Source organism: Pseudomonas sp. GM21, assembly GCF_000282215.1.
GTDB lineage: Bacteria > Pseudomonadota > Gammaproteobacteria > Pseudomonadales > Pseudomonadaceae > Aquipseudomonas.
This window is the reverse complement of record NZ_AKJS01000119.1, coordinates 32,815-59,388: the sequence shown is the minus strand read 5'-3', so window position 1 is coordinate 59,388 and position 26,574 is coordinate 32,815. Positions and strand designations below refer to the sequence as shown.

At 58.6% G+C, this 26,574-nt stretch carries 23 protein-coding genes and 1 pseudogene; 19 read left to right on the top strand and 5 right to left on the bottom strand.

From position 1 onward, the window contains the following. Positions 1–10: 10 nt before the first annotated feature. The 16 genes from PMI22_RS08750 to PMI22_RS08815 all read left to right on the top strand — a co-directional run bounded on the left by PMI22_RS08750 (position 11) and on the right by PMI22_RS08815 (position 16,578). A complete protein-coding gene (locus tag PMI22_RS08750; RefSeq protein ID WP_007947363.1) occupies positions 11–922 on the top strand; it encodes a LysR family transcriptional regulator in 912 nt (303 codons plus the stop codon). A gap of 510 nt (positions 923–1,432) precedes the next feature. Continuing rightward, complete coding sequence (locus PMI22_RS08755) at positions 1,433–3,142, top strand: DUF1302 domain-containing protein (protein ID WP_007947362.1); 1,710 nt, start codon at positions 1,433–1,435, stop codon at positions 3,140–3,142. An 11-nt stretch (positions 3,143–3,153) separates the two neighbouring features. Then, the gene (locus PMI22_RS08760) at positions 3,154–4,521 is read left to right on the top strand and encodes a DUF1329 domain-containing protein (RefSeq protein WP_007947360.1); all 1,368 of its coding nucleotides are present in this window, start codon (positions 3,154–3,156) and stop codon (positions 4,519–4,521) included. A 44-nt stretch (positions 4,522–4,565) separates the two neighbouring features. After that, positions 4,566–5,681: a WD40/YVTN/BNR-like repeat-containing protein gene (locus tag PMI22_RS08765; RefSeq protein ID WP_007947359.1), complete on the top strand. Its 1,116-nt coding sequence runs from the start codon at positions 4,566–4,568 to the stop codon at positions 5,679–5,681. A 51-nt stretch (positions 5,682–5,732) separates the two neighbouring features. Then, positions 5,733–8,207, top strand: a complete 2,475-nt coding sequence (locus PMI22_RS08770; RefSeq protein ID WP_007947358.1) for an efflux RND transporter permease subunit — start codon at positions 5,733–5,735, stop codon at positions 8,205–8,207. A gap of 8 nt (positions 8,208–8,215) precedes the next feature. Continuing rightward, a complete protein-coding gene (locus tag PMI22_RS08775) occupies positions 8,216–9,550 on the top strand; it encodes an MFS transporter (protein WP_033049478.1) in 1,335 nt (444 codons plus the stop codon). Between the two features lie 152 nt (positions 9,551–9,702). Beyond that, positions 9,703–10,176: a VOC family protein gene (locus PMI22_RS08780; RefSeq protein ID WP_007947356.1), complete on the top strand. Its 474-nt coding sequence runs from the start codon at positions 9,703–9,705 to the stop codon at positions 10,174–10,176. A gap of 68 nt (positions 10,177–10,244) precedes the next feature. After that, entirely contained in the window at positions 10,245–10,769 is a 525-nt protein-coding gene (locus tag PMI22_RS08785; RefSeq protein ID WP_007947355.1) for a nuclear transport factor 2 family protein, read from the top strand. A gap of 124 nt (positions 10,770–10,893) precedes the next feature. Then, positions 10,894–11,250, top strand: coding sequence for a DUF4286 family protein (locus PMI22_RS08790; protein ID WP_007947354.1), 357 nt, complete (start codon positions 10,894–10,896; stop codon positions 11,248–11,250). A gap of 20 nt (positions 11,251–11,270) precedes the next feature. Beyond that, positions 11,271–11,762, top strand: coding sequence for a VOC family protein (locus PMI22_RS08795; RefSeq protein WP_007947353.1), 492 nt, complete (start codon positions 11,271–11,273; stop codon positions 11,760–11,762). 73 nt (positions 11,763–11,835) lie between these two features. Further along, the gene (locus tag PMI22_RS08800) at positions 11,836–12,711 is read left to right on the top strand and encodes an SMP-30/gluconolactonase/LRE family protein (protein ID WP_007947352.1); all 876 of its coding nucleotides are present in this window, start codon (positions 11,836–11,838) and stop codon (positions 12,709–12,711) included. Positions 12,712–12,781: 70 nt separating this feature from the next. Next, a complete protein-coding gene (locus PMI22_RS0129605; RefSeq protein ID WP_007947351.1) occupies positions 12,782–13,333 on the top strand; it encodes an SDR family NAD(P)-dependent oxidoreductase in 552 nt (183 codons plus the stop codon). Next, the gene (locus PMI22_RS32530) at positions 13,291–13,572 is read left to right on the top strand and encodes an SDR family oxidoreductase (RefSeq protein WP_081502812.1); all 282 of its coding nucleotides are present in this window, start codon (positions 13,291–13,293) and stop codon (positions 13,570–13,572) included. The genes PMI22_RS0129605 and PMI22_RS32530 overlap by 43 nt, the downstream gene beginning before the upstream one ends. Then, positions 13,569–14,372 (top strand): SDR family NAD(P)-dependent oxidoreductase, encoded by an 804-nt coding sequence (locus tag PMI22_RS08805; RefSeq protein ID WP_238543970.1) that lies wholly within the window; start codon positions 13,569–13,571, stop codon positions 14,370–14,372. Before PMI22_RS32530 ends, PMI22_RS08805 begins: the two co-directional genes overlap by 4 nt. Positions 14,373–14,621: 249 nt before the next feature. Then, complete coding sequence (locus tag PMI22_RS08810) at positions 14,622–15,611, top strand: LysR family transcriptional regulator (RefSeq protein ID WP_007947349.1); 990 nt, start codon at positions 14,622–14,624, stop codon at positions 15,609–15,611. Next, on the top strand, positions 15,604–16,578 hold the full coding sequence (locus tag PMI22_RS08815) for a LysR family transcriptional regulator (protein ID WP_007947348.1): 975 nt from the start codon (positions 15,604–15,606) through the stop codon (positions 16,576–16,578). The genes PMI22_RS08810 and PMI22_RS08815 overlap by 8 nt, the downstream gene beginning before the upstream one ends. Positions 16,579–16,619: 41 nt before the next feature. Here the strand turns inward: PMI22_RS08815 and PMI22_RS08820 are convergent, their stop codons facing one another. Further along, entirely contained in the window at positions 16,620–17,174 is a 555-nt protein-coding gene (locus PMI22_RS08820) for a nuclear transport factor 2 family protein (protein WP_007947347.1), read from the bottom strand. Positions 17,175–17,293: 119 nt separating this feature from the next. Further along, the gene (locus tag PMI22_RS08825) at positions 17,294–19,639 is read right to left on the bottom strand and encodes a CocE/NonD family hydrolase (RefSeq protein WP_007947346.1); all 2,346 of its coding nucleotides are present in this window, start codon (positions 19,637–19,639) and stop codon (positions 17,294–17,296) included. A 150-nt stretch (positions 19,640–19,789) separates the two neighbouring features. Between PMI22_RS08825 and PMI22_RS08830 the strand changes: the two genes are divergently transcribed. Beyond that, positions 19,790–20,434 carry a TetR/AcrR family transcriptional regulator gene (locus PMI22_RS08830; protein WP_007947344.1) on the top strand — a complete coding sequence of 215 codons (645 nt, stop codon included), beginning with the start codon at positions 19,790–19,792 and terminating at the stop codon, positions 20,432–20,434. A 55-nt stretch (positions 20,435–20,489) separates the two neighbouring features. Here PMI22_RS08830 and PMI22_RS08835 read toward each other — a convergent pair whose 3' ends face one another. Together PMI22_RS08835 and PMI22_RS08840 are read right to left on the bottom strand one after the other, a co-directional pair. Next, on the bottom strand, positions 20,490–22,751 hold the full coding sequence (locus PMI22_RS08835; RefSeq protein WP_007947343.1) for a CocE/NonD family hydrolase: 2,262 nt from the start codon (positions 22,749–22,751) through the stop codon (positions 20,490–20,492). Between the two features lie 105 nt (positions 22,752–22,856). Continuing rightward, positions 22,857–24,596 (bottom strand): CocE/NonD family hydrolase, encoded by a 1,740-nt coding sequence (locus PMI22_RS08840; protein ID WP_007947342.1) that lies wholly within the window; start codon positions 24,594–24,596, stop codon positions 22,857–22,859. Between the two features lie 117 nt (positions 24,597–24,713). Between PMI22_RS08840 and PMI22_RS08845 the strand changes: the two genes are divergently transcribed. Continuing rightward, entirely contained in the window at positions 24,714–25,313 is a 600-nt protein-coding gene (locus PMI22_RS08845; RefSeq protein ID WP_007947341.1) for a TetR/AcrR family transcriptional regulator, read from the top strand. A 111-nt stretch (positions 25,314–25,424) separates the two neighbouring features. Next, positions 25,425–25,872, top strand: a pseudogene (locus PMI22_RS32090) (MarR family winged helix-turn-helix transcriptional regulator). A 319-nt stretch (positions 25,873–26,191) separates the two neighbouring features. On the opposite strand, the gene PMI22_RS08850 reads toward PMI22_RS32090, so the two are convergent. Next, on the bottom strand, positions 26,192–26,446 hold the full coding sequence (locus PMI22_RS08850; RefSeq protein ID WP_007947339.1) for a helix-turn-helix domain-containing protein: 255 nt from the start codon (positions 26,444–26,446) through the stop codon (positions 26,192–26,194). Positions 26,447–26,574 lie beyond the last annotated feature (128 nt).

Sequence of the window (26,574 nt, the reverse complement as noted above, 5' to 3'; positions counted from 1 at the left end):
GCGCTGCACCATGGACATGCTGTTGAAGCTGAAGGCTTTCGTCGTGACCGCTGACACCGGTAACTTCTCTGCTGCCGCGCGCACCTTGCATACCTCGCCCTCCGTCATCATGAAGCGGGTCGACGAGCTCGAGTGGGATTTCAAGACGACCTTCTTCGATCGCTCGACCCGGCGCCTGACGCTGACCGACACGGGGCAGAGTTACCTTACCCATGCACGGCAGCTGCTGCGGTCCTACAGCGACATGGTCAGCGGAGCGATCCTCAACCCCGGCACCATCGAAGGGCCGATCAGAATCAAGGCCCCGGCCGTTCTGATCCGGCAGGGCCTGGGTGATCTGTTCATCCGTTACCGCGCGGAGCATCCGCTGGTCCAGCTGGAGATCATCGCGTCTGACCGGGGCGGCAATCCGGCGGAGGAGGGCTTCGATATCTCGGTCGGGATGGACCAGATGACCTATCCGGACGTCGTCGAGCAGGTCATCCGGCCTTTTCCGCGACTACTGTGCGCAGCGCCGGCCTATCTCGCTCGCTGTGAACCCTTGCTGCATCCCCGCGACTTGATCCATCACCCTTGCCTGACGTTTTCCCTGGCCGGGTCCATCTGGGGATTCAACTCGCCAGAGGGACGCATAGAGGTGGACGTGCGCCCAGTCCTCATCACCAATGACGAGGGCTACTTGTGCGCCGCCGCTCGCGATGGCCACGGGATTATTCAACTGGCACTGCCGATTGTTGCCGATGCGCTGCAGGCCGGGCAGCTGGTGCCTGTGCTGGAGGACTTCGCCCTGGTGGAACGCTGGGTGAAAATCATGGTGCCGACTGCCCGACTGGAACTGACGCGGGTAAAGCTGCTGTTCGACAGAATGGCGATGCACCTGACTGCCGCTCGTGACGAAGGATTGTTCCCCGAAAGTCATTGAAGCTTTGTTGCTTGCGTCATATCCATCCGCTCCCTCAATGCCTTCGGCGTTGACTCCTGCACCTGTGAACTGCCTCCGGTCCGGTGACGCTGCAATAGCGCACTGAGCTCACGCGTACGCCCAAATTTCCCGCCGCAATTCTTCCAATTAATACGCCAATCAGGCGGGTGCAGACGTGGGTGTTTGCTCCTCCCCCTGCAGAACAAGCGGCCTGACTGAACCATCAGTTTTCTGGCTGCGGTGCAGCGGGTTTTATCATTGTTCATGCCGAAAAGGGGCTGCATATACTCGGGCCAACACAGAAACACAGTCAGGGCTGAGGATAACAAATCAATCTCAAACCACGACTCTGTGTTGCCTGCACAACGATTCGCTCGTGCATGAACTCAAGCCGGTGCCACACATCATGGGAGGTATTTCTTGTGGGTCGCTGTGACTGGCCGATGTTCATGCAACTGGCCGATCAGCAACCGGAGTTCATGCGTCACACAATCTCTCTAGGTAGCAATAATGCAAATAATAAAAATAAGATTTGCAGCACCGCAAGACGTTCTGTACCGCCAAAGCATTCGATCCGTGGTGGTTGCGACCAGTCTGCTGGCTGCGGGCTCTTCACTGGCGGCACCGATTGACGTTGGCAATCCCGACATCAAGCTGCGCTGGGATAACACGGTCAAATACTCCGCCGGTATGCGTGTCGAGAACCCAGATGACAAGCTCATCCAGTTCGTTCCCCCTACGCGCACTAGCGGCGCTGGCCCTGCGGCACTTAACGGGGACGACGGCGATCGCAACTTCAAAAGCGGCCGACTCATTTCTAACCGACTCGATCTGCTGTCCGAGATGGACCTGGTCGTACACCAGGATTACGGTCTGCGTGTGAGCGGTGCGGCGTGGTATGACGACGTCTACAACCATAAGAATGACAACAACTCTCCGGCGACCAACAACTCGCTGTCGGTGCCATACAACGAATTCACCGATGACACCCGCGATCTGCACGGCCGAAAGGCTGAGCTCCTGGACGCCTTTGTCTTTGGTGGCGCGGACGTCGGCACAGCCCGCGTGAGCGGCCGTCTGGGCCAGCACACGGTGCTCTGGGGCGAGAGCTTGTTCTTCGGCGCCAACGCCATTGCCGGTACCCAGTCTCCAGTGGATGTGATCAAGGCGTCCTCGGTGCCAGGCTCCACCACCAAAGAAATCATCATGCCGGTGGGCCAATTCTCGGGCCAAATCCAGTTTTCACCAGTGCTGACCGTGATGGGTTACTACCAATACGATTGGGAAAAGACCCGCCTGCCTGCAGCCGGCAGTTACTTCTCGGTGAACGACTTCATTGGCGAGGGTGGTGAGCGTATTCGTGTCGCGCCCGGTGTGCCTGGTCTTGGTTTGTCACGCGGGCAAGATATCAAGGCCAGCGATGACGGCCAGTTTGGTCTTGGCTTGCGCTCTCAGTTGGGTGATTGGGAATTTGGCCTGTATGCGATCCGTTTCCACGCCAAGACGCCTGTGCTTTATTCCCATGCGGGGCGGACCAACGTTGTCGGTGCCGGGATCGGGACGTACCAGTGGGTTTATCCAGAGGACATCAAGGCGTTCGGTGTCAGTGCCACCACCACCGTGGACACGGTCAACTTCGCCGGCGAGCTCTCTGTGCGCCGCGACACGCCGCTGACCAGCCTGCCGGTGGAAGTTGGAAGTAAGGAGGCGGACAACAACAACCACGCGTTTTATGCCATCGGCAATACGGCCCATGCCAACGTGTCCATGATCTGGACTATGCCGCGTAACTTCCTGTCCGACGAACCTAGTTTCAGCATGGAAGTGGCCTATAACGAGCGGACCAGTTGCACTAGCAACTGTACTGCCATGGACCCAGGGTTGGATCGACACGCGGAAGCAGTGCGAGGGTTATTCTCAATACCGCAGCGCAACGTGATGGACGGCTTGGACCTTACGCCATCCTTCACCGTTGGATACAACCATGGCAAGTCACCCGTAGTGATCATGGGCCCCAACGATGGCGGGGACATGACCCTCACGCTTGCCGGCAACTATCTGAGCGTTTGGGATTTCTCGATGGCCTACACCCACTACTACGGCGGCGAAAACACCGCCACGTATTCGTCCATAGATCCCTCCGTAAACGGCACGTTCACCTTCGCTCAGACCTTGAAAGATCGTGATTTCGTTTCAGCGTCGCTGCGTCGCACCTTCTAAGGGAAAACAACATGACCATTTTCACTCGCATGACTTTGCTTGCCCTGGCGTGCGCCACTCTGGCGGCGCCGACTGTCCAGGCCGCTGTTTCGGCTGACGAAGCGGCCAAACTCAAGACCACCCTGACTCCGTTGGGCGCAGAGCGTGCCGGCAACAAGGATGGCACCATTCCGGCGTGGGACGGCGGTTATCCGGCCGATGCCTCGTACACCTCGCCGGCGATTCCCGACCTGTTCGCCAAGGACAAGCCGCTGCTGACCATCACAGCGCAGAACGCTGCGCAGTATGCGGACAAGTTGACCGAAGGCACGATGGGCCTGTTGAAACGGTTCCCGAACTTCAAGGTCCAGGTATTCCCGACCCGGCGGACCGCAGCGGCGCCACAATGGGTGTATGACAACACATTTGCCAACGCTACCCGGGCGACGATGGACCCAAGTGGCGAACTCGGTCCTTTCCCCAAGGGTGCCTTCGGCGGCACCCCGTTCCCAATCCCGAAGAACGGCGAAGAGGCGATCTGGAATCATCTGCTGAGATGGACGAGCCCTGGTTACCAAACAGCGCCTAGCCTGGCGCGCGTTACTCCTGAGGGCAAGGTAATCCCGGTTTCGCAGAACGTGGCCAAGAGCTCGTTTCCGTACTACGACCCGAACAGCAACCTGGAAAAATGGCAAACCGCTGGTTCCAACATCGTAGTGCGCCGTGTAGACACCTCTGGTCCGCCCATCCGCGCCGGAGAGATTCTCCTGCAGCGCGTCAACATCAATGACATCGAGTCCAAAACCTGGGTGTACCTGACCGGCCAGCGGCGTGTTCGTCGTCTACCACTGACCTGCTGCGACGTGCCCAGCCCGGTGGCAGGCGGCATCCTCAATTTCGACGAGGTCGAGGTGTACTCCTCTTCCATCGGCCGTTACGACTGGAAGCTGGTGGGCAAGAAAGAAATGTACGTGCCATACAACACCAACAGTTACCACCAGGCAGCGTCGCTCGACCAGCTCATGACAGCGCAGACCGTGAATCCTGATTTCGTGCGCTTCGAGCAGCATCGGGTGTGGGTGGTGGAGGGCACACTCAAGCAAGGTCAGCGTCATGTGGTCCCACGAGTGCGTGCGTATCTTGATGAAGACACCTGGATTGCTGCCGCGGGCGAGCGTTGGGACGCCCAGGGGCAACTCTGGAAGGTCACTTATAACTTGCCAACAGTGTTCCCAGGGGCGCCGGGCACCATCGTTGCAGGCTACATGTCCTACGACCTGATCGGCGGTGGCTACTTCGCGTCCGCTTATTTCCCTCGTGAACAACAAGTCAACCTTAAAGCCTCGTTGCCAGACCGGATCTTCACTCCCGAAGCCCTTGCTGGAGAAGGCGTGCGCTAAAAACTGTATCTCGCTTGAACAATGAATCTGATGAGATAACCGGTATGAATAACAATAACAACAATGAAGGCGTCGACGGGTCGCGTCGGGGGCTGCTGCTGCTGGGCATGGGCCTGGGTCTGCAAGTGCTGCTGGCCCCGACCATGGCGTCCACCACAGTGGCGTTTGCCTCGGCAGCCCTGAGCGGGCCGTTGCGCGAACCCGCGACTATGACCCCCCGGGCAGCACGCTCCGTGCTGACCCGGGTGGTTCTGGCCGGTGATCGGCTGGTGGCGATTGGCGAGCGCGGCCTGGTCGTGCTGTCTGACGACGGCGGGCACCAGTGGCGCCAGGCCCGCGTGCCGGTCAGCGTGACCCTGACTTCGGCGAGCTTCGCCGATGCTCGTCAAGGTTGGATCGCTGGTCACAGTGGTGTTGTGTTGCATACCTCCGACGGGGGCGAAAGCTGGTCGCTGCAGACCGATGGGGTGGCGCTTGCGAAGGCTGCCCTGGCCCAGGCCCAAGGCTTGCCGGTTGCCAATGAAGATCGCGAACGCCGCATCCAGGACGCCCAACGCATAGTGGATGACGGCGCGGACAAGCCCTTGCTGTCGATTTGCTTTGCCGACGCCCAGCGCGGAATGGTGGTGGGCGCCTTCGGTTTGGCGGCCACTACTGAGGACGGCGGCAAGACATGGACGCCTTGCCGGGATCACCTGCCCAATCCCATGAGCATGCATCTGTACGCGGTTACCCATCATGACAGGACCTGGGTGGTGGCTGGCGAGCAGGGTGTGCTGATGCACAGCAGCAACGATGGCGCCAGCTTCCAGTCCCTGGCTTCGCCTTCCGAGCGCACCTTGTTCACCGCCACGGCCACGCAAGAGGGTGGTTTTGTCTTCGCCGGTCTGTTGGGCGCGGCTTGCCGCATCGCGCCAGGCAGCACGGCCGTCAGCCCGATCGAGCTGTCGGCACCCTTGACGATCCTGTCCAGTGTGCAACTGCGCGATGGCCGGGTGATGCTGCTGGCGCAGGGCGGACGAGTCCTGGCCAGTCGCGACGGTGGTGCGCACTTCGCCGAGCAGCCGCTCGCGCGACGCGATCCTCTGACTTCACTGGTTGAAGCCGCAGACGGTGGTCTTGTTGCCACCAGCCTAGGCGGGGTTGCCCGGCTTGGCTGACGACATGCAATTCATTGATCCCGCGACGCGCCACAACAAGAGTCCAACGACATGACCACAGTGACACCTACCGAGACCGCGGCTTGCCGGCTCGAAGACTTTGACCCGCGCTCTGGCTCCCGGCTGGAACGTGCCGTGTTCAACCACCGCATACTGGTGCTGTTGCTGTGCGTGCTGGTCACGATCATGCTCGGCGTCAGCGCGTTGGGCCTGAAGCTCAATGCCAGCTTCGAAAAGACAATTCCAACTGCTCACCCGTACATCACCCACTACCTGGACCACAAGAAAGAGCTCACCGGCCTGGGTAACTCGGTCAAGATCGCGGTAGAAGCACGCAAGGGCGACATCTACAACGCGACCTATCTGGAAACGCTGCGCCAGATCAACGATGCCGTATTCATGTTGCAGGGCGTGGATCGCGCTTTCATGAAATCACTGTGGACGCCCAACGTGCGCTGGACCGCAGTGACCGAGGATGGCCTGGACGGCGGCCAAGTGATCCCTGCGCACTATGACGGCTCGCCTGCCAAACTCGAGGAGTTGCGCATGAACGTGCAGCGCTCGGGCGAAATCGGCCAGTTGGTTGCGGCCAACGGCGGTTCCACCGTCATCCAGGTGCCGCTGCTGGAGCACGATGCTTCCGGTACGCCGCTGGACTATGCGGCCCTGTCCGAGCAACTGGAGCAGCTGCGCACCAAGTACAGCAGCGACGATGTTGCGATTCACATCACCGGCTTTGCCAAGCTGTCCGGTGACCTCATGGATGGCATGCAGGAGGTGATCGGGTTCTTCTTCATCGCCCTGGTCATCTGTGCCGCGATGGTGTTCCTGTACAACCGCGACGTGATCAGTACCTCGCTGGTGGTGATTACCTCTGTGACCGGCGTGCTGTGGCAACTTGGCCTGCTGCCGCTGCTGGGGTATTCGTTGAACCCCTATACCATGCTGGTACCTTTTCTGATCTTCGCCATCGGTATCAGCCATGGTGCGCAGAAAATGAATGGCATCCTGCAGGACATCGGGCGCGGGACACATCGCTATGTGGCGGCCCGCTATACCTTCAGGCGCCTGTTCCTCGCTGGCCTCACCGCGCTGCTGGCTGACGCCGTAGGCTTCGCGGTGCTGCTGATGGTCGACATTCCGGTCATCCGCGAACTGGCCATCGCCGCCAGCTTGGGCGTGCTGGTGCTGGTGATTTCCAACCTGATCCTGCTGCCCGTGCTCTTGAGCTACGTGGGTGTCAGCCGTAAAGCAGCCGATAGGGCCGTGCGCCGGGAAGCGGCCAACGCGGCGGGGGAGAGCAGTGCCTTCTTCATCTGGCTGGTCAGCTTCACCGAGGGCCGACGCGCCACGCTGGCGATAGTCGTGGCGGCGGTTCTGGCGGTGGTGGGCGTTGCCGTCGGCACACAGCTGAAAGTCGGCGACCTCGACCCCGGGGCTCCGGAACTGCAAGCCGATTCGCGTTACAACCGCGACGTGAACTATCTGACTAAAAACTACGGTGCCAGCAATGACCTCTTTGCTGTCATGGTCAAGACGTCAGAAGGCAACTGCAGTCAGTACGATGTTCTGCGTCGGGTCGACCAGCTCGAATGGGAGCTGATGGACTTGCCCGGCGTCGAGTCCACCCAGTCGATTGCGCGGCTGCAACGGCGCCTGATGGTCGGCATGAACGAGGGCAGTCCGCTGTGGTACGACTTGCCGGGCAACCAGAACATGCTCAACACCATCACCGCCCGGGCACCGCGTGAACTGTACAACGAAGAATGCAACCTGCTGACGGTGTACGCCTACCTGCGTGACCACCGCGCCGAAACCCTGCAGCAGGTGGTCGACCTGGTCGAGCGCTTCGCCGCGAAAAACAATGACAAGGACGCTACCTTCCTGCTCGCGGCCGGCTCGGCGGGGATCGACGCCACCACCAACATCGTGGTGCACAAGGCTTGGTACCAGATGCTGTTCATGGTTTACGGGGCTGTGGCGCTGCTGTGCTTCATCACCTTCCGCTCCTGGCGGGCGGTGCTGGTGGCCATGCTGCCGCTGATGCTCACATCTATTTTGGCCGAGGCGCTAATGGTGGCCCTGGGAATGGGCGTGAAAGTTGCCACCCTGCCGGTGATTGCGCTGGGCGTGGGCATAGGCGTGGATTACGCGTTGTACGTGCTCAGCGTGACCCTGGCCCGCATGCGTGCCGGCGCCACGTTGAAACAAGCCTACGCCACGGCTTTGCAGTTCACCGGCCGGGTGGTGTTGCTAACCGGGGTGACCCTGGCGGCAGCGGTCGCGACCTGGCATTTCTCCAGCATCAAGTTCCAGGCTGACATGGGGCTGCTGCTTGCGTTCATGTTCTTGTGGAACATGCTCGGTGCGTTGGTACTGATACCGGCCTTGGCGCGCTTTCTGCTGCCCGGCGCTCGGGAAGGTTCAATTGTCGAGACGACCAATGCAGCGCCCCAGCCTGCAGCATCAGCTCCTATCCCTGCGGGTCAAACTGAAAAACTGGTATATGAGAGATGCCTGCCATGACGCATTTAATGAGCGCTCAGTTATCGGGCCGCGCCCAGGTCAACGTCACGGATGTCATTGAAGGCAGCCGATTCAACTCCTTCAGCTTGCAAGTAGCGGTGATCTGCTTTCTTGCGATCGTGTTTGACGGGATCGACAGTGCGCTGTTCGGCACGTTGCTTCCAGCCATCATGGCCGACATGAAAATGGGTCCTGCCGAGGCGGGGATCCTGGCAAGCGTCGGGCATATCGGGGCCGTGGGAGGCGCCATCATCTTTGGCATAGCGGCGGATGCCATCGGTCGCAAGAGGATGATGCTGATCGGCATGACCGTCTTTATCACCTTCACGGCAGCCTGCGGCCTAGCTCAGGGAGTCGCCGACTTCGCCATCTACCGCTTCATCGCTGGTTTCGGCCTGGCAGGTATCGTCCCGATTGCTGTGGCGCTGGTCTTCGAATATACGCCGGGCAAGTGGAAAGCTATGGTTTCTAGTGTGTCCTATACGGGCATCTCGGTGGGCGTGTTGTTATCTGCGTTGCTCTCGATGGCGTTTCTGGCCACCGTTGGATGGAGGGCGATATTGCTCGGAACCTTCCTTTGCATCGTTCTGGTGCCCGTCGCTTTTGTATGGCTGCCTGAATCGATGTCGATCCTGGTGACAAAGGGCAAAAGCGAAGGCATTCGCAGGATTTTGGTAAAAGCAGATCCGCAGTTTGTTTGCGCCGACAACGACGAATACGTACTGAACGAGCCACTGGCTGCCAAGGTGCCGCTCAAAAGTCTGTTTCAAGGTGGCTACGGGCGCAACACGGTGTTTCTGGGTATTGGCATGCTCTGCATCATGATGATTGCGGTCACCCTGACCACCTGGATCGCGCAACTGATGGTTCAACGCGGGTACTCGCTGACCACCGGTGTGTCGTTCATCCTGGTGTTCACCTGCAGCAACTTTATCTCGACGCCCTTGGCCGGATGGATGGCCGACAGAATGGGATACAGAAAAGTGTTCGCCACTTACATGCCCGTTCTATTTGTTTCGATATCACTGATTGGCGTGATCCAGGACCCGGTTGGCGCATTGATCTGTATGTTTTTTGCCGGATTCGCCGCAATGGGCGCCACCTGCATCTTATTACCCTATGTCGGGTCGCTGTATCCCTTGAGTTTTCGTTCATCGGCGATGGGCGTGATTTACGCCATTGGCCGGGTAGGGCCGATCATTGGCCCTGCAATTGCCGGTTTCATGTTGGCCGCAGGCATCAGTGTTCCGGTCATCCTGATTTGCATGGCCGCGCCGAGTTTGGTAGCCCTCGTTGCTTTTCTGCTGGTGAAAGAGGCGCCTTTACAGACTGTTCAGCAGTAATAAATTTTGCATTTTTTGAGATGGGCTTGTTCTCGTTGCTTGCATAACGCAGCTTCGGACACGGCTGTTTCGAATTAGATGTATGAAGCATTAAAAGTTTTACCCCAGTGTTTAACTAACTTGCAGTACCAACTGAAAACAGAGGAAATAACATGGATCGCTACATCAACAGATTGTTCCACGTATGCATCACCGTTGCCGATATCGAAGCCGCACTTGAGTTTTATTGCAATGTTCTCGGGCTTGAGTCAATCGGAAAACTGCGTGGCGAAAGAGCGCCCGGCGAAATCCTTGGCTTCCCGGGTCAAATCATCGAAATCCATGCGGACCACCTCGTCGGCAAGGAAAAGGAAAACGCCACCGTCATCGATCTGATCGAGTTCGTTGAGCCAAAGACCGTCGTCAGCACCACCCCATCTGCACCGCTGAACCACGCCGGCATCAACCGCATGGCTTTTGGTGTGGACAACACCGATGCCATCTATGAGAAGCTGAAAGCTCGTGGCGACATCGTTTTCCTTTGCGAGCCACAAACGGTGATTGCTCCAACGGGCGGCAAATTCAAGATCCTGACCTTCAAAGACCCCTTCGACAACGTCCTGGAAGTCATTGAATACTGCAAGTAATAGGTCGTTTGTTTCGAAATGCCAGTTGGTTGCGACTTTACTTACCCTGGCAAAACGGAGAGTTTTAAATGAGTGTTACACAAGATAAATCCGAAATTATTGACGTCATCAACCTCTATGGCGTCGCGCTCGACGCCCACGCCTGGGATTTGCTGGACGAGGTGTTTACCGAAGATGCCCACGCTGACTTCGGTCCAGCTGGCGCTGTCTGGAAGTCGGTGGGTGCGTTGAAGTTCGCATTCAAGGATTTCCACGAAACCCTGACCAATCACATGCACACGATGACCGGTTCCTGCGTTCACGTGGATGGCAACACCGCCTATGCACTGACCTATGGCGATTGGCTGCTTTCCCGCGATTCAGCTGTCGGCGGTCCTGACTGGGTTGGCCGTGGCTGGTACGACGATGTATTGGTCCGCACCGACAAGGGCTGGCGCATCAGCAATCGTGTCTGCCGATTGATTTCCTGGACGGGCAATCCGAATGTGCCTGAGCCGGCTTATGAACAGCACCCGGTGATGACGACCCACACGCTGCGCAGTCATCGTGAAGACGGCAAAGTCCGATTCTTCGAAGCCATCGCCAAAAAGTAATAACTGAATAGTGACTACGGGTCCACTTCCGATTTTCGGACGGGAGTGGTCTGGGGTTTCTTTTGCCCGAATTTCCATTGTGTTGTTTTCGATTAGAGCAACTTTTCATATTGGAAGCTGAAAAATGAATGACCAGACGGTTATCTGGACAGTGGGTATCAATTGTCCTGCAGAAGACGAAGACAAGTTCAATATCTGGTATGACGAAGTACATGTGCCCATGTTGTTGCAGGGCGATTGTGTCAGGAAAGTCACCCGCTTCAAGCTGGCCGAAGAGACCTATCACGTCGGCACAACCACTCAGCCTTGCCCGACTTACCTGACGATTTATGAGTTCGACAATCAGGCCAAGTTTGAAGCCTGGATGAACAGCCCGGCGCGCACGGAAGCAGGAGAAGATAAAACCAAGACCTGGGGCGACAAAATCTATGACGTCCAATGGGCCACACGCTACAACCTCACCAATGCCTGGAATGGTTAATTAACGGACGGTAACTAGTTATGAGCGCATTAGTAAAAAAACTTCTTCATGTTTGCATCACCGTTCCGGACGTCGATCAGGCGCTGAAGTTTTACCGTGATGTGCTGGGCTTCGTGTCCACCTTTGAAACAAGGACCGACGAAGCGGACGGGCCTCTGCTGGGTTTTGCCGAAGATGAAATCAGTATCTATGCGCACCACATCCTCACGGCAGGCGCAGATGCAAAACACGCCACTGAAATCAATCTGATCGAATACACCAAGCCCGCCACCATCGTCGGTGATGGTCCTTACGAGCTAATGAACCAGGTGGGCATTACCCGTCTGGCGCTGCTTGTTGAAAACACCCGTGAGGCATTTGAAAAGATCAGTGCCTATGAAGGTGTCGAAGTCGTTTGTGAGCCGAAAGACATCATCATCCGCAAACCTGGCGGGAATCTTACGATGACCTGGTTCAGCTTCAAGGATCCCTACGGCGTGTTCATCACCATTGCCGAGCCGCCAAAGGCCTGAGCAAGGTCTGCTTCAACGTTGCGGTTCAGCTGCGGATTGCCTCATTCCAGTTCAATAGATTCCAGGAGATAACATGCAGATCGAAGTTCTGGTCGATGTAAAGACGACCATCGGCGAGGGTCCTGTATGGGACGTGCAGGAGCAGCGCTTGTACTGGATCGACGTGGTCGGCGGTCGCGTCTTTCGCTGTACCGCTGACGGCCGCGAGGTTCGTACGTGGGAAATGCCCGACACCATCGGGTCCATGGCGCTGCGTCGCGATGGCGGGGCAATCGTTTCGCTGGGCTCGGGGTTTCACTTCCTCGACTTCGACACGGGCGAGACGCAGTTGATCGTCAACCCCGAGGCTGACAAACCGCACAACCGCCTGAACGATGGCAAGGTCGATGCCCGTGGGCGCTTTATCGTCGGCAGCATGGACACCCGCGAGGGTTTTGCCGACGGTACCCTGTTTCGCGTCGATCCCGACTTGTCGGTGCACACACTCGACTCGGGCTTTGCGATTTCCAATGGGCCGTGCTGGAGTCCGGACGGGTCGACGTTCTATTTCTCGGACACCTTCTCGGGTGAAATCTGGGCGTATGACTATGACCTGGAGACCGGCACGATCGCCAACCGTCGCACCTTTACCAAAGCAGGTTTCACCCCGACGACTGCGACCGACGGCTCGACGGTCGACGCCGAAGGGTTCCTCTGGAACGCCCAGGTCTACGCGGGCAAGCTGTGCCGCTTCGCGCCTGACGGCAGCCTGGATCGCGTCATCGAGATGCCGGTGAAAAAGGTCACTAGCGTCAACTTCGGCGGGCCGGACCTGGATACGCTGTTTGTCACCTCCATGGCCAAGCCGCCGTTGCCGCGCTATCCGGGTGACAACCAGATGCGCGGCAGTCTGTTCGCCATCCGTGGCCTGGGGGTGAAAGGGCTACCGGAATCGCGCTTTGGTGGCTGATCGGGTTAGCGCCGAACGAGATTCGGCGCGCCTTTGAAAGTGTAGTTTCTACAGGTACAGGATCGCTGCGATGGCCGAGTTCAAAGACAAGGTAGTGCTGATTTCCGGAACCGGCGGGCGTATGGGGCGAATAGCTGCCCAGATGTTTGCCAGGGAAGGCGCGAGGGTGCTCGGCTGCGATATTGCAATCCAGCGATCTGAAGAAACCTGCAGGCTGGTGAGGGAGGAGGGTGGTGAGATTTTTTCGCTGGAGCCTCTCGATCTGGCCAACCCTATGGATGCGCAGCGATGGGTGAATGAAGCCATATCGCGCTGGGGGCGAATCGATGTCCTTTATAACAACGCCGCGGGCGTCAGCATTGCGCCTTTCGCAAACGCCTCGATTGAGCATTGGAACTACACGATTCGCAATGAGCTGACGATCGCCTATGTGGCCGCTCGCGCGGTTTGGCCGCAGATGCTGACACAGAAAAAAGGTGTGGTAGTTAACGTGGCATCGATTGCCGGCCATCTCGAGCTTTCGGCTTTCCTGCCGTTGCGCATGGCGTGGCTAACGCAGGGGTACTGGCGCTTACACGCATGCTTGCCGCCGAAGGCGCACCCCATGGCATTCGTTCGGTGAGTATCAGTCCAGGGCTGATTGCCAATCCGGACGCGCTTCCCTCTCCACTACTGGATGAGTATGGCTTACCGTCAGCGCGACCACTGTGGCGGCATGCGGCACTTGGCCGGCCGGCCCGAGCGGAAGAGATTGTCGAAACCGCTCTGTTTCTTGCATCCAACCGAGCGTCCTACATCACCGGCACTGACGTCGCGGTAGATGGTGGAATGTCCAGCATCATCTGGAGATCTGAGGCATGAGCAGTTACACGCGGGACTTTTCACACGAATCTGTAGACGCTAGAGGTGAAGAAGCTATGCACACCCATAAAAATCGCGTCGCCGTAATTTCCGGTGCCGCAAAAGGCATTGGCCAGGAACTGGCGGTTCAACTCGCGCAGCGCGGTGCCGTGTTGGCGCTGCTGGATATTGCCGATCTTTCGCAGACCTGCGATATGATCGAGAAGGCCGGTGGCAAGGCCATCGCCATTCATTGTGATGTCAGTAACGAACAAGACTGGATCGCTGCTGGCGCGGTCGTGAAGCAGGAATATGGTCGCTGCGACATCCTGGTGAACAATGCCGGGATCTACCCCAATGTGCATTTCGATGACATGGACTACAAAACCTGGCGGCGGACGTTTGAAATTAATCTGGACAGCATGTTTTTAAGCGCGAAAGTCTTCGTGCCGATGATGCGAGAGAATCATTGGGGCCGTATCGTCAATGTCTCTTCGACATCGATCGTCACCAACGCCGTAGGTGTCAGCCATTACATGGCAAGCAAGATGGGCATCATCGGATTTACCCGAGGGCTTGCCAACGACTTGGGCAAGGACTTTATTACCGTCAATGCCCTCGCGCCAGCACTGACCGCGACACCGGGCACCAGTCATTTACCCGATGTGGTACGCGATAAAGTTGTCAATCAACAGGCTTTTAATAGAATGGCAGTGCCGCATGATATCGTCGGGCCGATCCTGTTTCTGACCAGTGAGGACGCGCAGTTCATGACCGGTCAGTTGCTCGCCGTCGATGGCGGCATGATGAAAACCAGTTAAACGAAAAGTAGCCTGCCGCGCCATTTTCCGGCCCCGGGAGGCGCAAGGGGCAGCACAGGTTCTACACCTCCCGTCTCCACTTGAGCTGTCCGTTTCATGCGTTCGGACACCGAGGTCTAGGCCGTCTACCTCTATCCAGCTCGGCGCACTGTGTAGGGCTGGCAAGCCATTCCCGATATGGATAGAGTACGAACCTTCTATAAATCGCTGATTCCGCTCAGTAAGAAATAATAAGAGACGATCCAGCGCATGATGCTCCCGAAGTTGATGCACATCCGCATGTTTGTTGCCGTGTACGAGGAAGGCTCATTCACCGTAGCCGCCAGCCGCGAAGGGTTGGGGCAGTCCGGCGTGTCTGCGCATGTGCGGCAGCTGGAGACTCAATTGGGCGTGCGGCTTTTTGCCCGGGACCGCGCGATTATTCCCACTCCAGCTGGCCATGCCTATTACCAGCAATGTGTGCAGTTGCTGCGTCTGCATGAAAGCGCCTGCAACGCCGTCGGCCACCGCGCAGAGCCGTCGGGCGGCTCACTTCGCATAGGCATGATTCCAACAATGACCCGCTCGGTGTTCAGCCGGGCTCTCCAGGCTTTCGAAGCGGCTTACCCCAAAGTTTCCGTGCAGCTTACCGAAGGTGCCGGCAGCGTGATTGCGACCGCGGTACGCCGGGGAATGCTGGATTTCGCCATCACGCAGCGAATGTCATACGAAGGTGGTGGCGCTCTCGGGTTGAGCACCTCGTTGTTCACAAGAACACCAGCGTTCCTTGTTTCCTCACCAAATTCTGGCTTGCCGCACTGCGAGCCAGTTCGCCTAAGCGACATCAAGGACTTGCACCTGGTTCTGCCCATCGGACGACGGCCGCTGCTGGAACAGTACCTGATCGATCACAAGGTTGAGGTCGTACAACGGCTCAACTGGTTCGAGTCCATGCTGGGTGCCATGGATCTGGTGCGTTCCAGCCACTGGTCGGCGATCATTTCCGGAATATTCATTGCCGATGATTTGCGGCGTCGACGCTTCACGCTCAACCCGCTGTCCGATCCGATTCTCTGGGACGATCTGCTGCTGGTGGAGCCTGCGCGCAAGCCCTTGTCAGTGGTTGCCGAGATCTTCATCGAGCTTTTGAGAAAGGCCACCGAGGATATCAACGCGATCCCGATTCGTATCGCCCATGGCGAACAGCCGTCAGGCGTCGACCCGTCGTCCGCCTTCAATGAGATATCGCGCCATGAATGACTCGCTGCCCGGTCTGCGGGAGATGCAAATGTTCGTGGCGGTGTACGAGACACGATCGTTCACCGCAGCCGCGACACGTGAGTTCGCTACTCAGTCTGGCATTTCCCAGCATGTGAAGCAGATCGAAGAGATGCTCGGCGTGCAGCTGTTCGATCGGCAGAAAGGTGTGGAGCCTACCGAGGCGGGCACCTTGTTTTACCAGCATTGCCTGGAAGTACTGGCGGCCAATTCAAAAGCCGTGCTGGCGCTGGAAAGCTTTGAGCAGGGCCTCGCCGGCGAAGTCCGGTTCGGGGTAACGCCGACACTGGCGACCTATCAGCTCGCGCCGGCCTATCTGCGCCTGATGTCGCAAAACCCCAACGCCTCTATCGCTGTGATCGACGCACCCAGCAACATGCTGATCGACATGGTCCGGGCCGGCGAACTCGACTTTGCAATCATTCCCTCGATTTCGCAGCCACCAGTGGATCTGGCCACGACCGTGTTTGCCGCCACACCAGCGTTTCTGGTCTCGTCAATGACCCATGGCAGTGGCTTCGAGCATGGCGAGTTCATTGAACTCGACGAGCTGACGGGCTTCAAGTTGCTGGCACCTGACAGTCGCGAGTATGCGCAGTGGATCGGTTCGCAGCTGGACGCGCTTTCAGGGCCGGGCCCTTGTTATCAGCTCGACGCTGTGCTGGCCACGCTCGACCTGATCAGGCAAAGCGAGTGGATGGCGATTCTTCCCGGTCTGCTATTCGTTCACGACTTCAGTGCAGACCCATCGGAGCGGGACTTCAGGCTCAACCCCTTTTCCGGTGCCGGCTTGACGCTGGAGCTCCTGCTGGTGCAGCCGACGCGGTCGACGCCTTCAGAACTGATGTTGACGGCGATCAGCGCAATCCAACAGGTCACCCAGGAGCACATCAAGCTGCTGGGCAGTTTTCAGTCAGGCAACCAGCAGGCCGTTCGCAGGCTGCAATGAAAAAGGGGTCCAGAGGGGCGTCGCCCCCCTGGCGGTCGCGGTCAGGCGTCTGCGAGTGATTTATCTGCCATCGGATTGCCGGAAAAACCGGCTACCTTGCGCAGTACCCGATCAGTCCCGTCACGCGGGCTGCCGGAAGCATCCGGATGGTCGTCAAACCAGTTGCCCCTCGGATAGCGGTACATCAAGTCGACCATCAGACGACGCTCGGCGATCAGCCAGACATCGTCGCGACGTTCAAATCGGTCAAAGTACCGCGCCCACAATTTAACCGTATCGCCTTTCCAGTGATGCCGCTCCGAGGCGGCGTGATCAGCTTGCAGGTAGGTTTCGACATAGGCGATCTCGGGGCCATCGAATTCCACCAGGCTGTTGCCGAGGAAATGCTGGGTGCGGTCGAATCGTGGCATTTCGTCAGTCAGGAACTGAAAGAATCCCTCAGCCCCTCCTACGTGCAGGCTTTCCGGAAAATGGATGTAGGCATCCTTGTGGAAGGCGCCGCGTACCAGTGACATGTCGATTCGGTCCAGGCCACGGCAGTAGCGCAGCAGGACATCGTGGATTTCGGTGCGCGCGGCAAGTTCTTCAAGGGTCATGTTTATCTCCTGTACTCATTGTTATTGGACTTGGGGCTTTCGACTCGCGGCTTCTTGCTGAACGACGCGATGGGCTATCGGATCAATGTTCGGTTTTGCTCAAGTGAGACCGGGCAGTGTTACCCGCCCTTCGCCGGCACGATGGGCAGCTGGATAAAGCCCGCGCGATGGGGCCCGGTGTAGATCGTGTTTCGTGCGCCGTCGTGGTAGTCGCTGTCATAGCCGTGGCGGGGGCCGTGGTCGACGCCGTCGAAGGGCTGGATATCCACGCGCAGGCGGTAGCCCTTGCGGATCAACGCTGTGTTGGGAATGATCTCGATTTCAACCGGCACCACTTCGTTGTTTTCAAGCGGTGCGTAGTCGGCTTTGAGGTGGGTGTGCTTGACCGTGTATGGGGTCGAGCGCGTTGTATCGATCCTGCGGTGCGACGCCTTCAGCCAGCCCTTGGCCAGCGGGTAGTTGGGCACGTTCATGCCCATGGTGGTCGGGCCGGCGTAATCGACCTCGCGGCCGGTCTCATCGAGTACCCGCAGGCTGACATAGATGTCCATGTCCTCACTGGTGGAGGACACCCACAGCCTGGCCTTGCCATAACCGGCGAACACCATGTCCTCTGTCATCGGATCACTGATGAACGAAATGCCGGTTTTCCAGATTTCCAGGACCGATGGCGGCTTGACGGGCAGGAAGCAGGGCGGCATGCCCGTGCGCAGCGCCAACGGGATTTCTGCAGAGTAATCCGCCTGGCCATCGACAGTCGGCGGTGTCAGCGACAGGCGCAGGAAGTCATCGCGATACTCGTCGCCCTGCCAGCCCGATGGCCTGGCGTCGAAGTACCATCGAGGGTAGGTCGTCCTTGCAATCGGCCATTCCTGTTCTTCCTGAATCCAGGAGGCACCATTGCCGCTGCGGATCTCCAGGCGTACCGGCGGCGCGTCCATGATGCCGTTGTCAACGCCTTTCAACCAATGGTCGAAAAACGCCCGGTGATCGGCGATAGCGGTTCGCGAATAGGCCTTGGTGAACCAGTCTTCCCAGAAGTCGATCTTTTTCGACACCGTGTCCGTAGCGAGATAAGCCTCGCTGCTGCCCAGTTGATGGAAGTGCGCCATGTGGGTTGTGCAGGCAATGGCCCAGAGCGGCACCTTGACCTTGCTCATGTCAGGACTCATCAGGATCGTCGATCTTGGACCGAACGCCACGTTGGTGTCGGAGTCCCTGAACGTGGCGTCTTTGAGCATCCCGATGAAGTCGACGGCATTGGGTTCACCGCACACGGCCGCCAGCACGCCGGCCTTGTACCAGTGGCTGAAAAACTCTTCGTTGAGGATGCCGCCGGTATAGGCAACCTCATCGTACAGATCAACATCGGTGCCGATGGCGATCATGGCTTTCAGATGCCGCGGTTCAAGGCTTGCCGCGGCGTGTTGGCTCATGGCGTAGTACGACATGCCCCACAGCCCGACGTTGCCGTTGGACCAGGGTTGCACACCCGCCCAGTCAATTGCATCGCGAAACGCTTCGGCGGTCTCAATGCCAAATGGCGCGAGTGTTCCCGGGTTCTTGCCTGAGCCCGGGCCATCGACACGCACCAGCACGTAGTCGTGGGGCACCCAATCCACGGTGTTGGCGGTTTCGTGGTTCTCGAATACTTGCCCTTCAGGATTGCCGTGGAAGTAGCGTTCCTCCATCTCTTCATGGGCATCGAAGCCGGCATCGTCCGCGATCGAGTGATGGTAGAACGCGCGGCCATAGGGACCGCAGTTCATGATGACGGGGAACTTGCCCTCCCTGGCCGGGCGGAACACATCGGCGTACACGTGCAGACCGTTTTGCAGGGGGATTTTGACGTCCTTGAAACGCTGAATGCCGAGGATATTGCGCCGCACTTCGTTGCGTGCAGTCGCCGCATGACAGAGCTGGCGAGGTGTGCGATCGGTGAAGACCCCGGCTGCCGAAAGCTCGGCGAGCAGGGTGGCGATCAAGGGGTCTTGCTCGAACTCGAGGACGGGATCCAGGGCAAGGCCGGCAAAAGAGATGTCGTGGCGCAAATTGATGCGGTATTGGCCAATGACTTCGTGGGCTGCGGGGTCGATCCAGATGCCGCCGTCCAGGTTGCCATCGCGGTCAAGCGAGCACAGCAAGCGTGCAATGTTGGTCAGCCCCGCGTCGAGCAGCTTGTGGATGTTGCCGTCCACGCGACTGACAATTTCTGCGAGGTTGATGCGGGGTGCGCCGATTGCAGAGCCGACTGATGTGTTTCCGACCAGGAAGGCAATCCGTTCGCCTTTGCGGTAATGGAACTCACCCTTTTCGTTCGTCAGCCCACTGAGGGTAGGGGTCTGATATCTGAGGCCAGCCACCGGCCCGGAAAAAATGCCTGTTTGCAGCGTGCTAAATTTCTTGCCGGTGTTTTCAACCGGCAGCGGATGGGCGTGAGTAAACGTCTGCGGGGTATCGCTCATGAAGAGGTCCTCTTGTGGTGCAGATCTTGGTCCTGCTCAGTGCAGCGAGGCGAGTGTAGGTCTTAAAAATTATAAACTCAACACGTGTTGAGTTATTCGGTGTAACCTTTATCCATCGCAAAACAACGAAGAACAGGAAGCGTCGGTGCCATGAAAAACACAGAAGAACCAGGCTCCGCGGCAACCCGGGAAATCAGGACGGGGCGGCGTAAAGGCTCGGGCAGCAGTCGGCAGGCAGTGCTGGATGCTGCGCGTGCCCGTTTCGCCAGCGATGGATTTGCGGCGACCACGATGCGGCGCGTGGCAGCCGATGCCGGCGTTGACGTGTCCATGGTGATGCAGTTTTTTCGCTCGAAAGACGAGCTGTTTGCGGCGGTGATGAATATCCCGGAGTCGGCCCTGGAAAAGCTGGGCGCAGTTTTCGAGGGCACGGACAACCAGTTGGGAGAGCGGGTCGTTCGCGCTTTTCTGCAGGCGTGGGAGGGGGCGCCCGAGGAGTCGGAGCCGCTCATGGCAATGCTCAGGAATGCGATGGTCAACGAGCAGGCGCGTCAACATCTGCGGGACTACATCGAGTCCAGGTTGATGACGGGGGGCAGTGAATCCCTTGGGCCGGACGCGCGCCTGCGGGCGGGGCTGGCGTTATCCATGCTTGTGGGGCTGGTGACCGGGCGACTGATCATAGGCGTGCCGGTGCTGGCCGCGGCAGACAGGGAGACCCTGGTGGCGATGCTCGCGCCGGCGATCCAGCACACGCTGTTGCCGGGCAACAGCGGTGCGACTGGCACTGGTTGAGCCGCGGGTGTCCATCTCATTGTAAGGTGGACACCATCGTTGCCGATGGACTCGTCTAGGGAACGATAGGCAGTTGCAGGTAGCTGGGGTGCTCCGGCCCGGTGTAGATCCGGTTCACGGCATCGACGTGATAGCTCTTGTCATAGGCACGAACCGGTACCCCCGCTGGCGCGTAGGGCTGGATATCCACCAGTAGGCGGCAGCCTTTGCGGATCATCGCGGTGCTGGGGTTGAGCCCGACTTCGACCGGCACGATTTCTCCCTTCTGCAGTGGGGCGCAGTCCTTCTCCAGATGGGTATGCACCGGCCAGTATTCGGTCGAGCGTTCGGCATCGAGCTGGCGCCGCGACACTTTCAACAGGCCATGGCCCACCGGGTGAATGTGCACCGGGTCCACCGGAAGCACCACGGATTCGTAGCGTATCTCCCGGTCTTGCTCGTCCAAGACGCGCAGGGACACAAAGACATCCATGTCCGCACTGGTCGATTCCACCCACAGGCCGACCTTCATGTAGCCGGCGAGCACCATGTCTTCGTTCATCGGCTCACTGACAAAGGAGATACCCGTCGACCAGCGCGGCGTGCCGTCACTGGAGCCCGCGGGCGCAAGAGTGGGAGTACCGAGATCGAGATGGGCATCATACCCGGCGCTGCCTTGCTCGGCCGGCAAGGTTTCGCTGATGCGCAGCATGTCCGGGCGGCGCTCATCGTTTTGCCAGTCCGAAGGCCGGGCATCAAGGTACCAGCGGCGGTATTTGGTGCGCGCAATCGGCCATTCGTTTTCATGCAGGACGAAGTGGGCGCCGTTGCCGGTGCGAACCTGTACCCGCACCAGGGCCTCGTCCTGCACACCGTTATCGATGCCCTTGAGCCAGTAGTCGAAGTAGCGCATGTGTTCGGCGATCGACTTGTTGCTGTAGGAGCCCGGGAACCAGGCATCGGTGAAGTCGAACTTGCGCGCCTTGGAAGCGGTGGAACGGATGTAGGTTTCGCTGCTTCCCAATTGATGGATTATGGCGCCCACCTGCGGGCCGACGATCCACACCGGAGCCGTGGCCTTGCTCATGTCCGGGATCATGAAAATGCTGCCGCGTGGGCCATAGGCCTCGGGATCGTTGAACGGGGTGGCCAATACGCGGGCCATCCAGGGAGTTTCAGGACGGTCACCGCAGTGGTTATTACCGGACCAGACCTTATGCCACCAATTCCAGAAACCGGCACCGAAGATGCCGCCTCCGTACAGCGCTTCGTTGTAGATGTCGGCATCGGTGCCTTGCGCAATCATCGCCTTGAGGTGCGAGGGCTGCAGGCTGGCCACGCTGTGCTGGGCCATGGCCAGGTAAGACATGCCCCACAGACCGACATTGCCGTTGGACCAGGCTTGAGTGCCTGCCCATTCAATGGCGTCGTGGTAGTCCTCGGCTTCCTGCACGCTGAAAGGCGCCTGCAGGCCCGGGCTCTTGCACACGCCACGCGCGTCGACGCGGATACACACATAGCCTTCCGGCACCCAAACCGAAGTGTCTACGGTCTCGTGGTTTTCATACTGGGCGCCATCCGGATTGCCGGAGAAATAGCGATCCTCCATTTCCTCCTTGCGCACGGCGTCGGCGTCGTTGCAAATGCAGTCGTGATAAAAGCTCTTGCCGTAGAAACCCTTGCTCATCACCACCGGGTATTGGCCCGGGTCAGCCGGACGGAAGACGTCGGCGCAGACGTAGGAGCCATCGCGTAGTGGAATGCGCACATCCGTCATCTTGATGATGCCGCGGATATTGCGCCGCAACTCGTTACGGCTGGTGGCGGCATCGCACAAAGTGCGTGGCGTTTTCGCGGTGAACACACCGGGTGTGGTGTTCAGACTTTTGAGAATCAGGAGGAGGGTGGGATCGTTGGCAAAGTCGCCCGCGCCGCCTTGGCCCATCGGCATCACAGGCGGGCTGAAGTTGATCGGTGCCGAGCCGATGAGTTCATGCACCACGGGTGCAATCTTCACCCCCGACTCGATGCTGCCTTCCTGATCCAAGGTATGGACGAATCGCGCCAGGTTGGTTACCGACGGGTCCAGCAGCTTGTCGATCTTGCCGTCCACGCGGTTGGCGAGTTGCGCCAGGTTCAAGCGCGGCGCGGCCTCTATGGCGCCCAAAACGATGCCACCGATCAAAAAGGTAATGGCCTCATCAGCCCGGTACTGGAATTCGCCCTTGTCCGTGGTCACACCGGAAAGTGTCGGCGTCTGGTATTTCAGCCCGGCAATCGGGCCGGCAAAAACACCGGTCAAAACAGGGCTGAGGGAGTGTGCTGGAGATTTGTTCATGGATATGTCCTGAATCGTAAGCATGGGTCGGCTCGGCGCGTTCGCAGCTGCAAGCGGCGCCGAGTCGGTCTATCAATCTGCCGCCGGGCTGGGCCCTGGGCTCTGTTAATCCGCCATAATCGGCAGTTGCAGGTAAGAGGCGTACTGTCCGCCGGTGTGAATCACGTGCTGCCCGCTGTTGGCGCCAAAGTATTCGGCAATGCCAGGCATCAGCGTTCCCGAGAGGTTGCGCGAGCTGATGATGAAGCGCAGTTGTTCACCCGGGTGGAACGCCATACCGATGGGGAGCAGGTCGATTTCGATGTTCACAACTTCGCCAGGCGCAAGCTTCTCCACGCGGTCGAAGCTGTGGGCGGGGACATCGTCAGTGGTCAAGCTGTCGTCGAGATGACGAGTCGACACCCGCAAGCGTCCATCCGAACCTTTGTAGCGCAGGACAGTGGCACCGTGATCGGTGAGGTCATGCACCCTGGCGCTCTGGTTCGCCGCGGTGAACTGCTGCAAGGGGGATCCGTATTTATCGAGTTTCTGGATCAGCACGAACAGGTCCATGTCATCGGCACCCCGTGCCTCGACCCAGAGATGCGCCTTGGGATAGCCCACCATCACCGTTTCCTTATCGAAGCGCGTGATGAAGGAAACGACATCGGGGTTGACGCCGACGTCATACACCGCAGGCACCTCGTTGGTGGGTGCGACAGGGCCGAGAATGCGTGCGGCGCCGTCGAGGTACAGCTTGGTGGAGATCGCTTCCTTCGGCGGGAAAGCATCTGCAGGCACATTGACTTGGTCGCCACCCTGAAAGTCATGAACCGCGTAGCGCACGCGGGGCGTGGCTTCCCAGCCATTGTCGAGGTCCTTGAGGTAGCGGTCGAAAAAACGGCGCAGATCTTCCACGTTGGCTTCGTCGTAGTAGTCCGGCCATTCCTGGCTGTTGTGGATGCGCAGCCATTTGTCTGGCGATGCCAGGCGCCGCCAGGCGCGGAAAGTGCCCGCGGTATGCAGCGTGTTGGAATAACTGGCGACCACAAAGGCTGGCACCTTGATGCGCTCGAATTCGGGAATCTTGTTGGCCCACAGTTCGTTCATCAGCGGGTAGCGCTGCGCCTCGGACAAGACGTCTTCTTTCTGGTTCTTGCCGAAAAAGCTGCCTTCCTGAAGCAGGCGGGTGAAGCCGGTGTCAGGCATGCCGCCGCGCATCACCAGATCGCGGTAGACATCACTGACGCCTTCCCAAGGGTTGATCGCTGCCAGGTGTTTAGGCTGCTCGGCCGCGGTGAACCATTGCGAAACGGCGAGGTAGGATGTGCCGCTCATACCGACCTTGCCGGTGCACCAGGACTGTTCGGCCAGCCATTCGATCAGGTCATGGCAGTCGCGGCCTTCCTGGCGATCCCACAACACGCTGTCGCCTTCAGAGTCCACCACGCCACGGATGTCGGGGTTACAGATCGCATAGCCGTGGGCACACCAGTACGCCGGGTCCGGCGCCTCGAACTTGGCGAGACCGGAGACGACTGAATTGCTCAGTCCGACCAAACCGAAGACGCCCATCACGCTCATGGACGTGCCCTGGCCCTTGCCATAGGGGCTCCACGCTACGATCACGGGCACTTTCTCAGTGCCGGCGGGACGGAAGACGTCGACGTAGATGGTCACGCCGTCGCGCAAGGTCACGGCCACGTCCTTCTCGAAGACGATGTCGACAGGCAGTGGCCGGAATGGCGGCGCAACTTGAAAGCCTGCCTTCAGTGTTCGGGTACCTGGCTCAAATGCAGTGAAAAGGCCGGTTCTGCCCGCTGGTAGCGGGTAGGACGGCACGAACATCTTCTGGCAGTCAGTCATGCGAACTCCTTATATTTGTTCTTGATTACGGGACCGATTCCAGTAAGGTACGGCGGTCGACGAAATAATTCAACACGTGTTGATATGTGCGATGCGTAGAAATAACAGGATGTGACCATGAGTAAAGAAACCCCTTCCACGCCGCGCCGTGGACGCCGGCCAGGACCCAACAGCACGCGCCAGGTGGTGCTTGACGCCGCTCGGGCGCGCTTCGCCAGTGACGGATTTGCCGGCACCACCATCCGCCTGGTGGCGGCGGATGCTGGCGTGGATGTGGCTCAGGTGATGCAGTTCTTCCGCTCCAAGGACGAACTTTTTGCCGCTGTGATGGCTATCCCGGCGACCGCGCTGGAACGGTTCGACGCGCTCTATGAGGGACCAGACGAAGACTTGGGCGAACGGGTGGTCCGCGCTTTTCTCGCTGGGTGGGAGGGCATAGCCGAGGAATCCGAGCCCCTGATGGCGACGCTCCGGGGAGCGTTCGTCAATGACCAGGCTCGCGAGCAGCTACGCGGCTTCATCCAATCCCGATTGCTGACGGGCACCAGTGAACATCCCGATCCTGAAGCCATGCTCCGGTCTGGCCTTGCCGCCTCGTTGCTCGTCGGCCTGGTCGTCGGCCGGAGAATCATCGGAGTGCCCACTTTGGTTGCCGCGGAACCGGAAGAACTGGTCAGGATTGTCGGTCCTGCCATTCAGAAGATTTTGGTGCCCTAGGCTCGCCGAGGACGTCGGCAACGGAGCGGTGTGCAGGCCGCTCTACTGGCGATCGCGCAGGCACTGAGAGTTGACACCAACCTTGTCTGGTCATGAAGCGAGGGCGAATACATGGGTAACTGCTCTGCCGCGGGTTTTGAGTCAGTCCAGCTTGGGATATTGCTTGGACGGGCTGCCGCACTGAAAAATCGGTTATTGGATAGGCAGCTACTTCCTCTAGGCATAACCGCCGCGCAACTCAAAGTACTCAGGTTATTCACCGCGGGGATGACACCGCGGTCGCGTTATGCCGACACTTAGCCATCCATAGCGCCTCTATGACTCGAATGTTGGATCGCCTTGAGCGCAAGGCTTGATCGTTCGTAACCTGGACGCTCAAGACCGACGTCAGGTTCGCCTGTTGCTGACACATACAGGGGAGACTCTGAGTTCGATTTTGCCGACGAGGGAAATTGCTAAGATGAATGAATTCACTGCGAGCCTTACGACAGAAGAGCTGCTGCAGTTGGAAAGTCTATTAGAAAAGATGTTTTTGGTTGAATCGCCTCGGGTTTCGTAGGCATTTCTCTGCCTGAAATGTTATCGAGATGTTCTACAACGCAAAACGTCGCCAGGGTTTCAACATTCACTGTAAACGGCATATTTGAAAATCAGTACTTATTGAGCGTTCATTCCCGCACGGTACCCACGCAGGCGTTTGACGTTCCCGCGAGACGCTGGCTGATTCCATTCATAATGAAAAGAATTCCATTCGAAGTGAAAATTCATGGGCAGGTTCGCGAGCTGGATAGGGACCATGCCGGCGCTTGTTAAGTGACGCTGCGCATTTGAATCAGTAATTTGTCAATTCTGGTCAATTAGTGCCGGTTAATTTGGGTTCAGTCGCTTGCCGCCAGATCAGAATCCAACTCGTGGAGAGAAAGCGTTTCAGGCAAGAGGTACTGAGGCTCGCAATCCAGGACGTTGGCTATGCGATATAGCTTCTCTACGGTGATATTCACTTCGCCGCGCTCAATGCGCCCCATATAGCTACGATCGACAGTGCAGGAGTGCGCCAACGCATCTTGGGAAAAGCCTTTGGCTTTCCGTTGTGTCCGTATTCTTTCGCCCAACGCCTTTGCAAGCTGATGCATATCCGCCTCGGTCTCCACTGAGGCGGCACTATCTTGCGTTTGCGGATGAATCGGCCACGGACTATAATCCGCATTTTGATCGTTCCGCGAATTTCCCTTCCAGGTGCCTGCATGAAACCCGATTCATT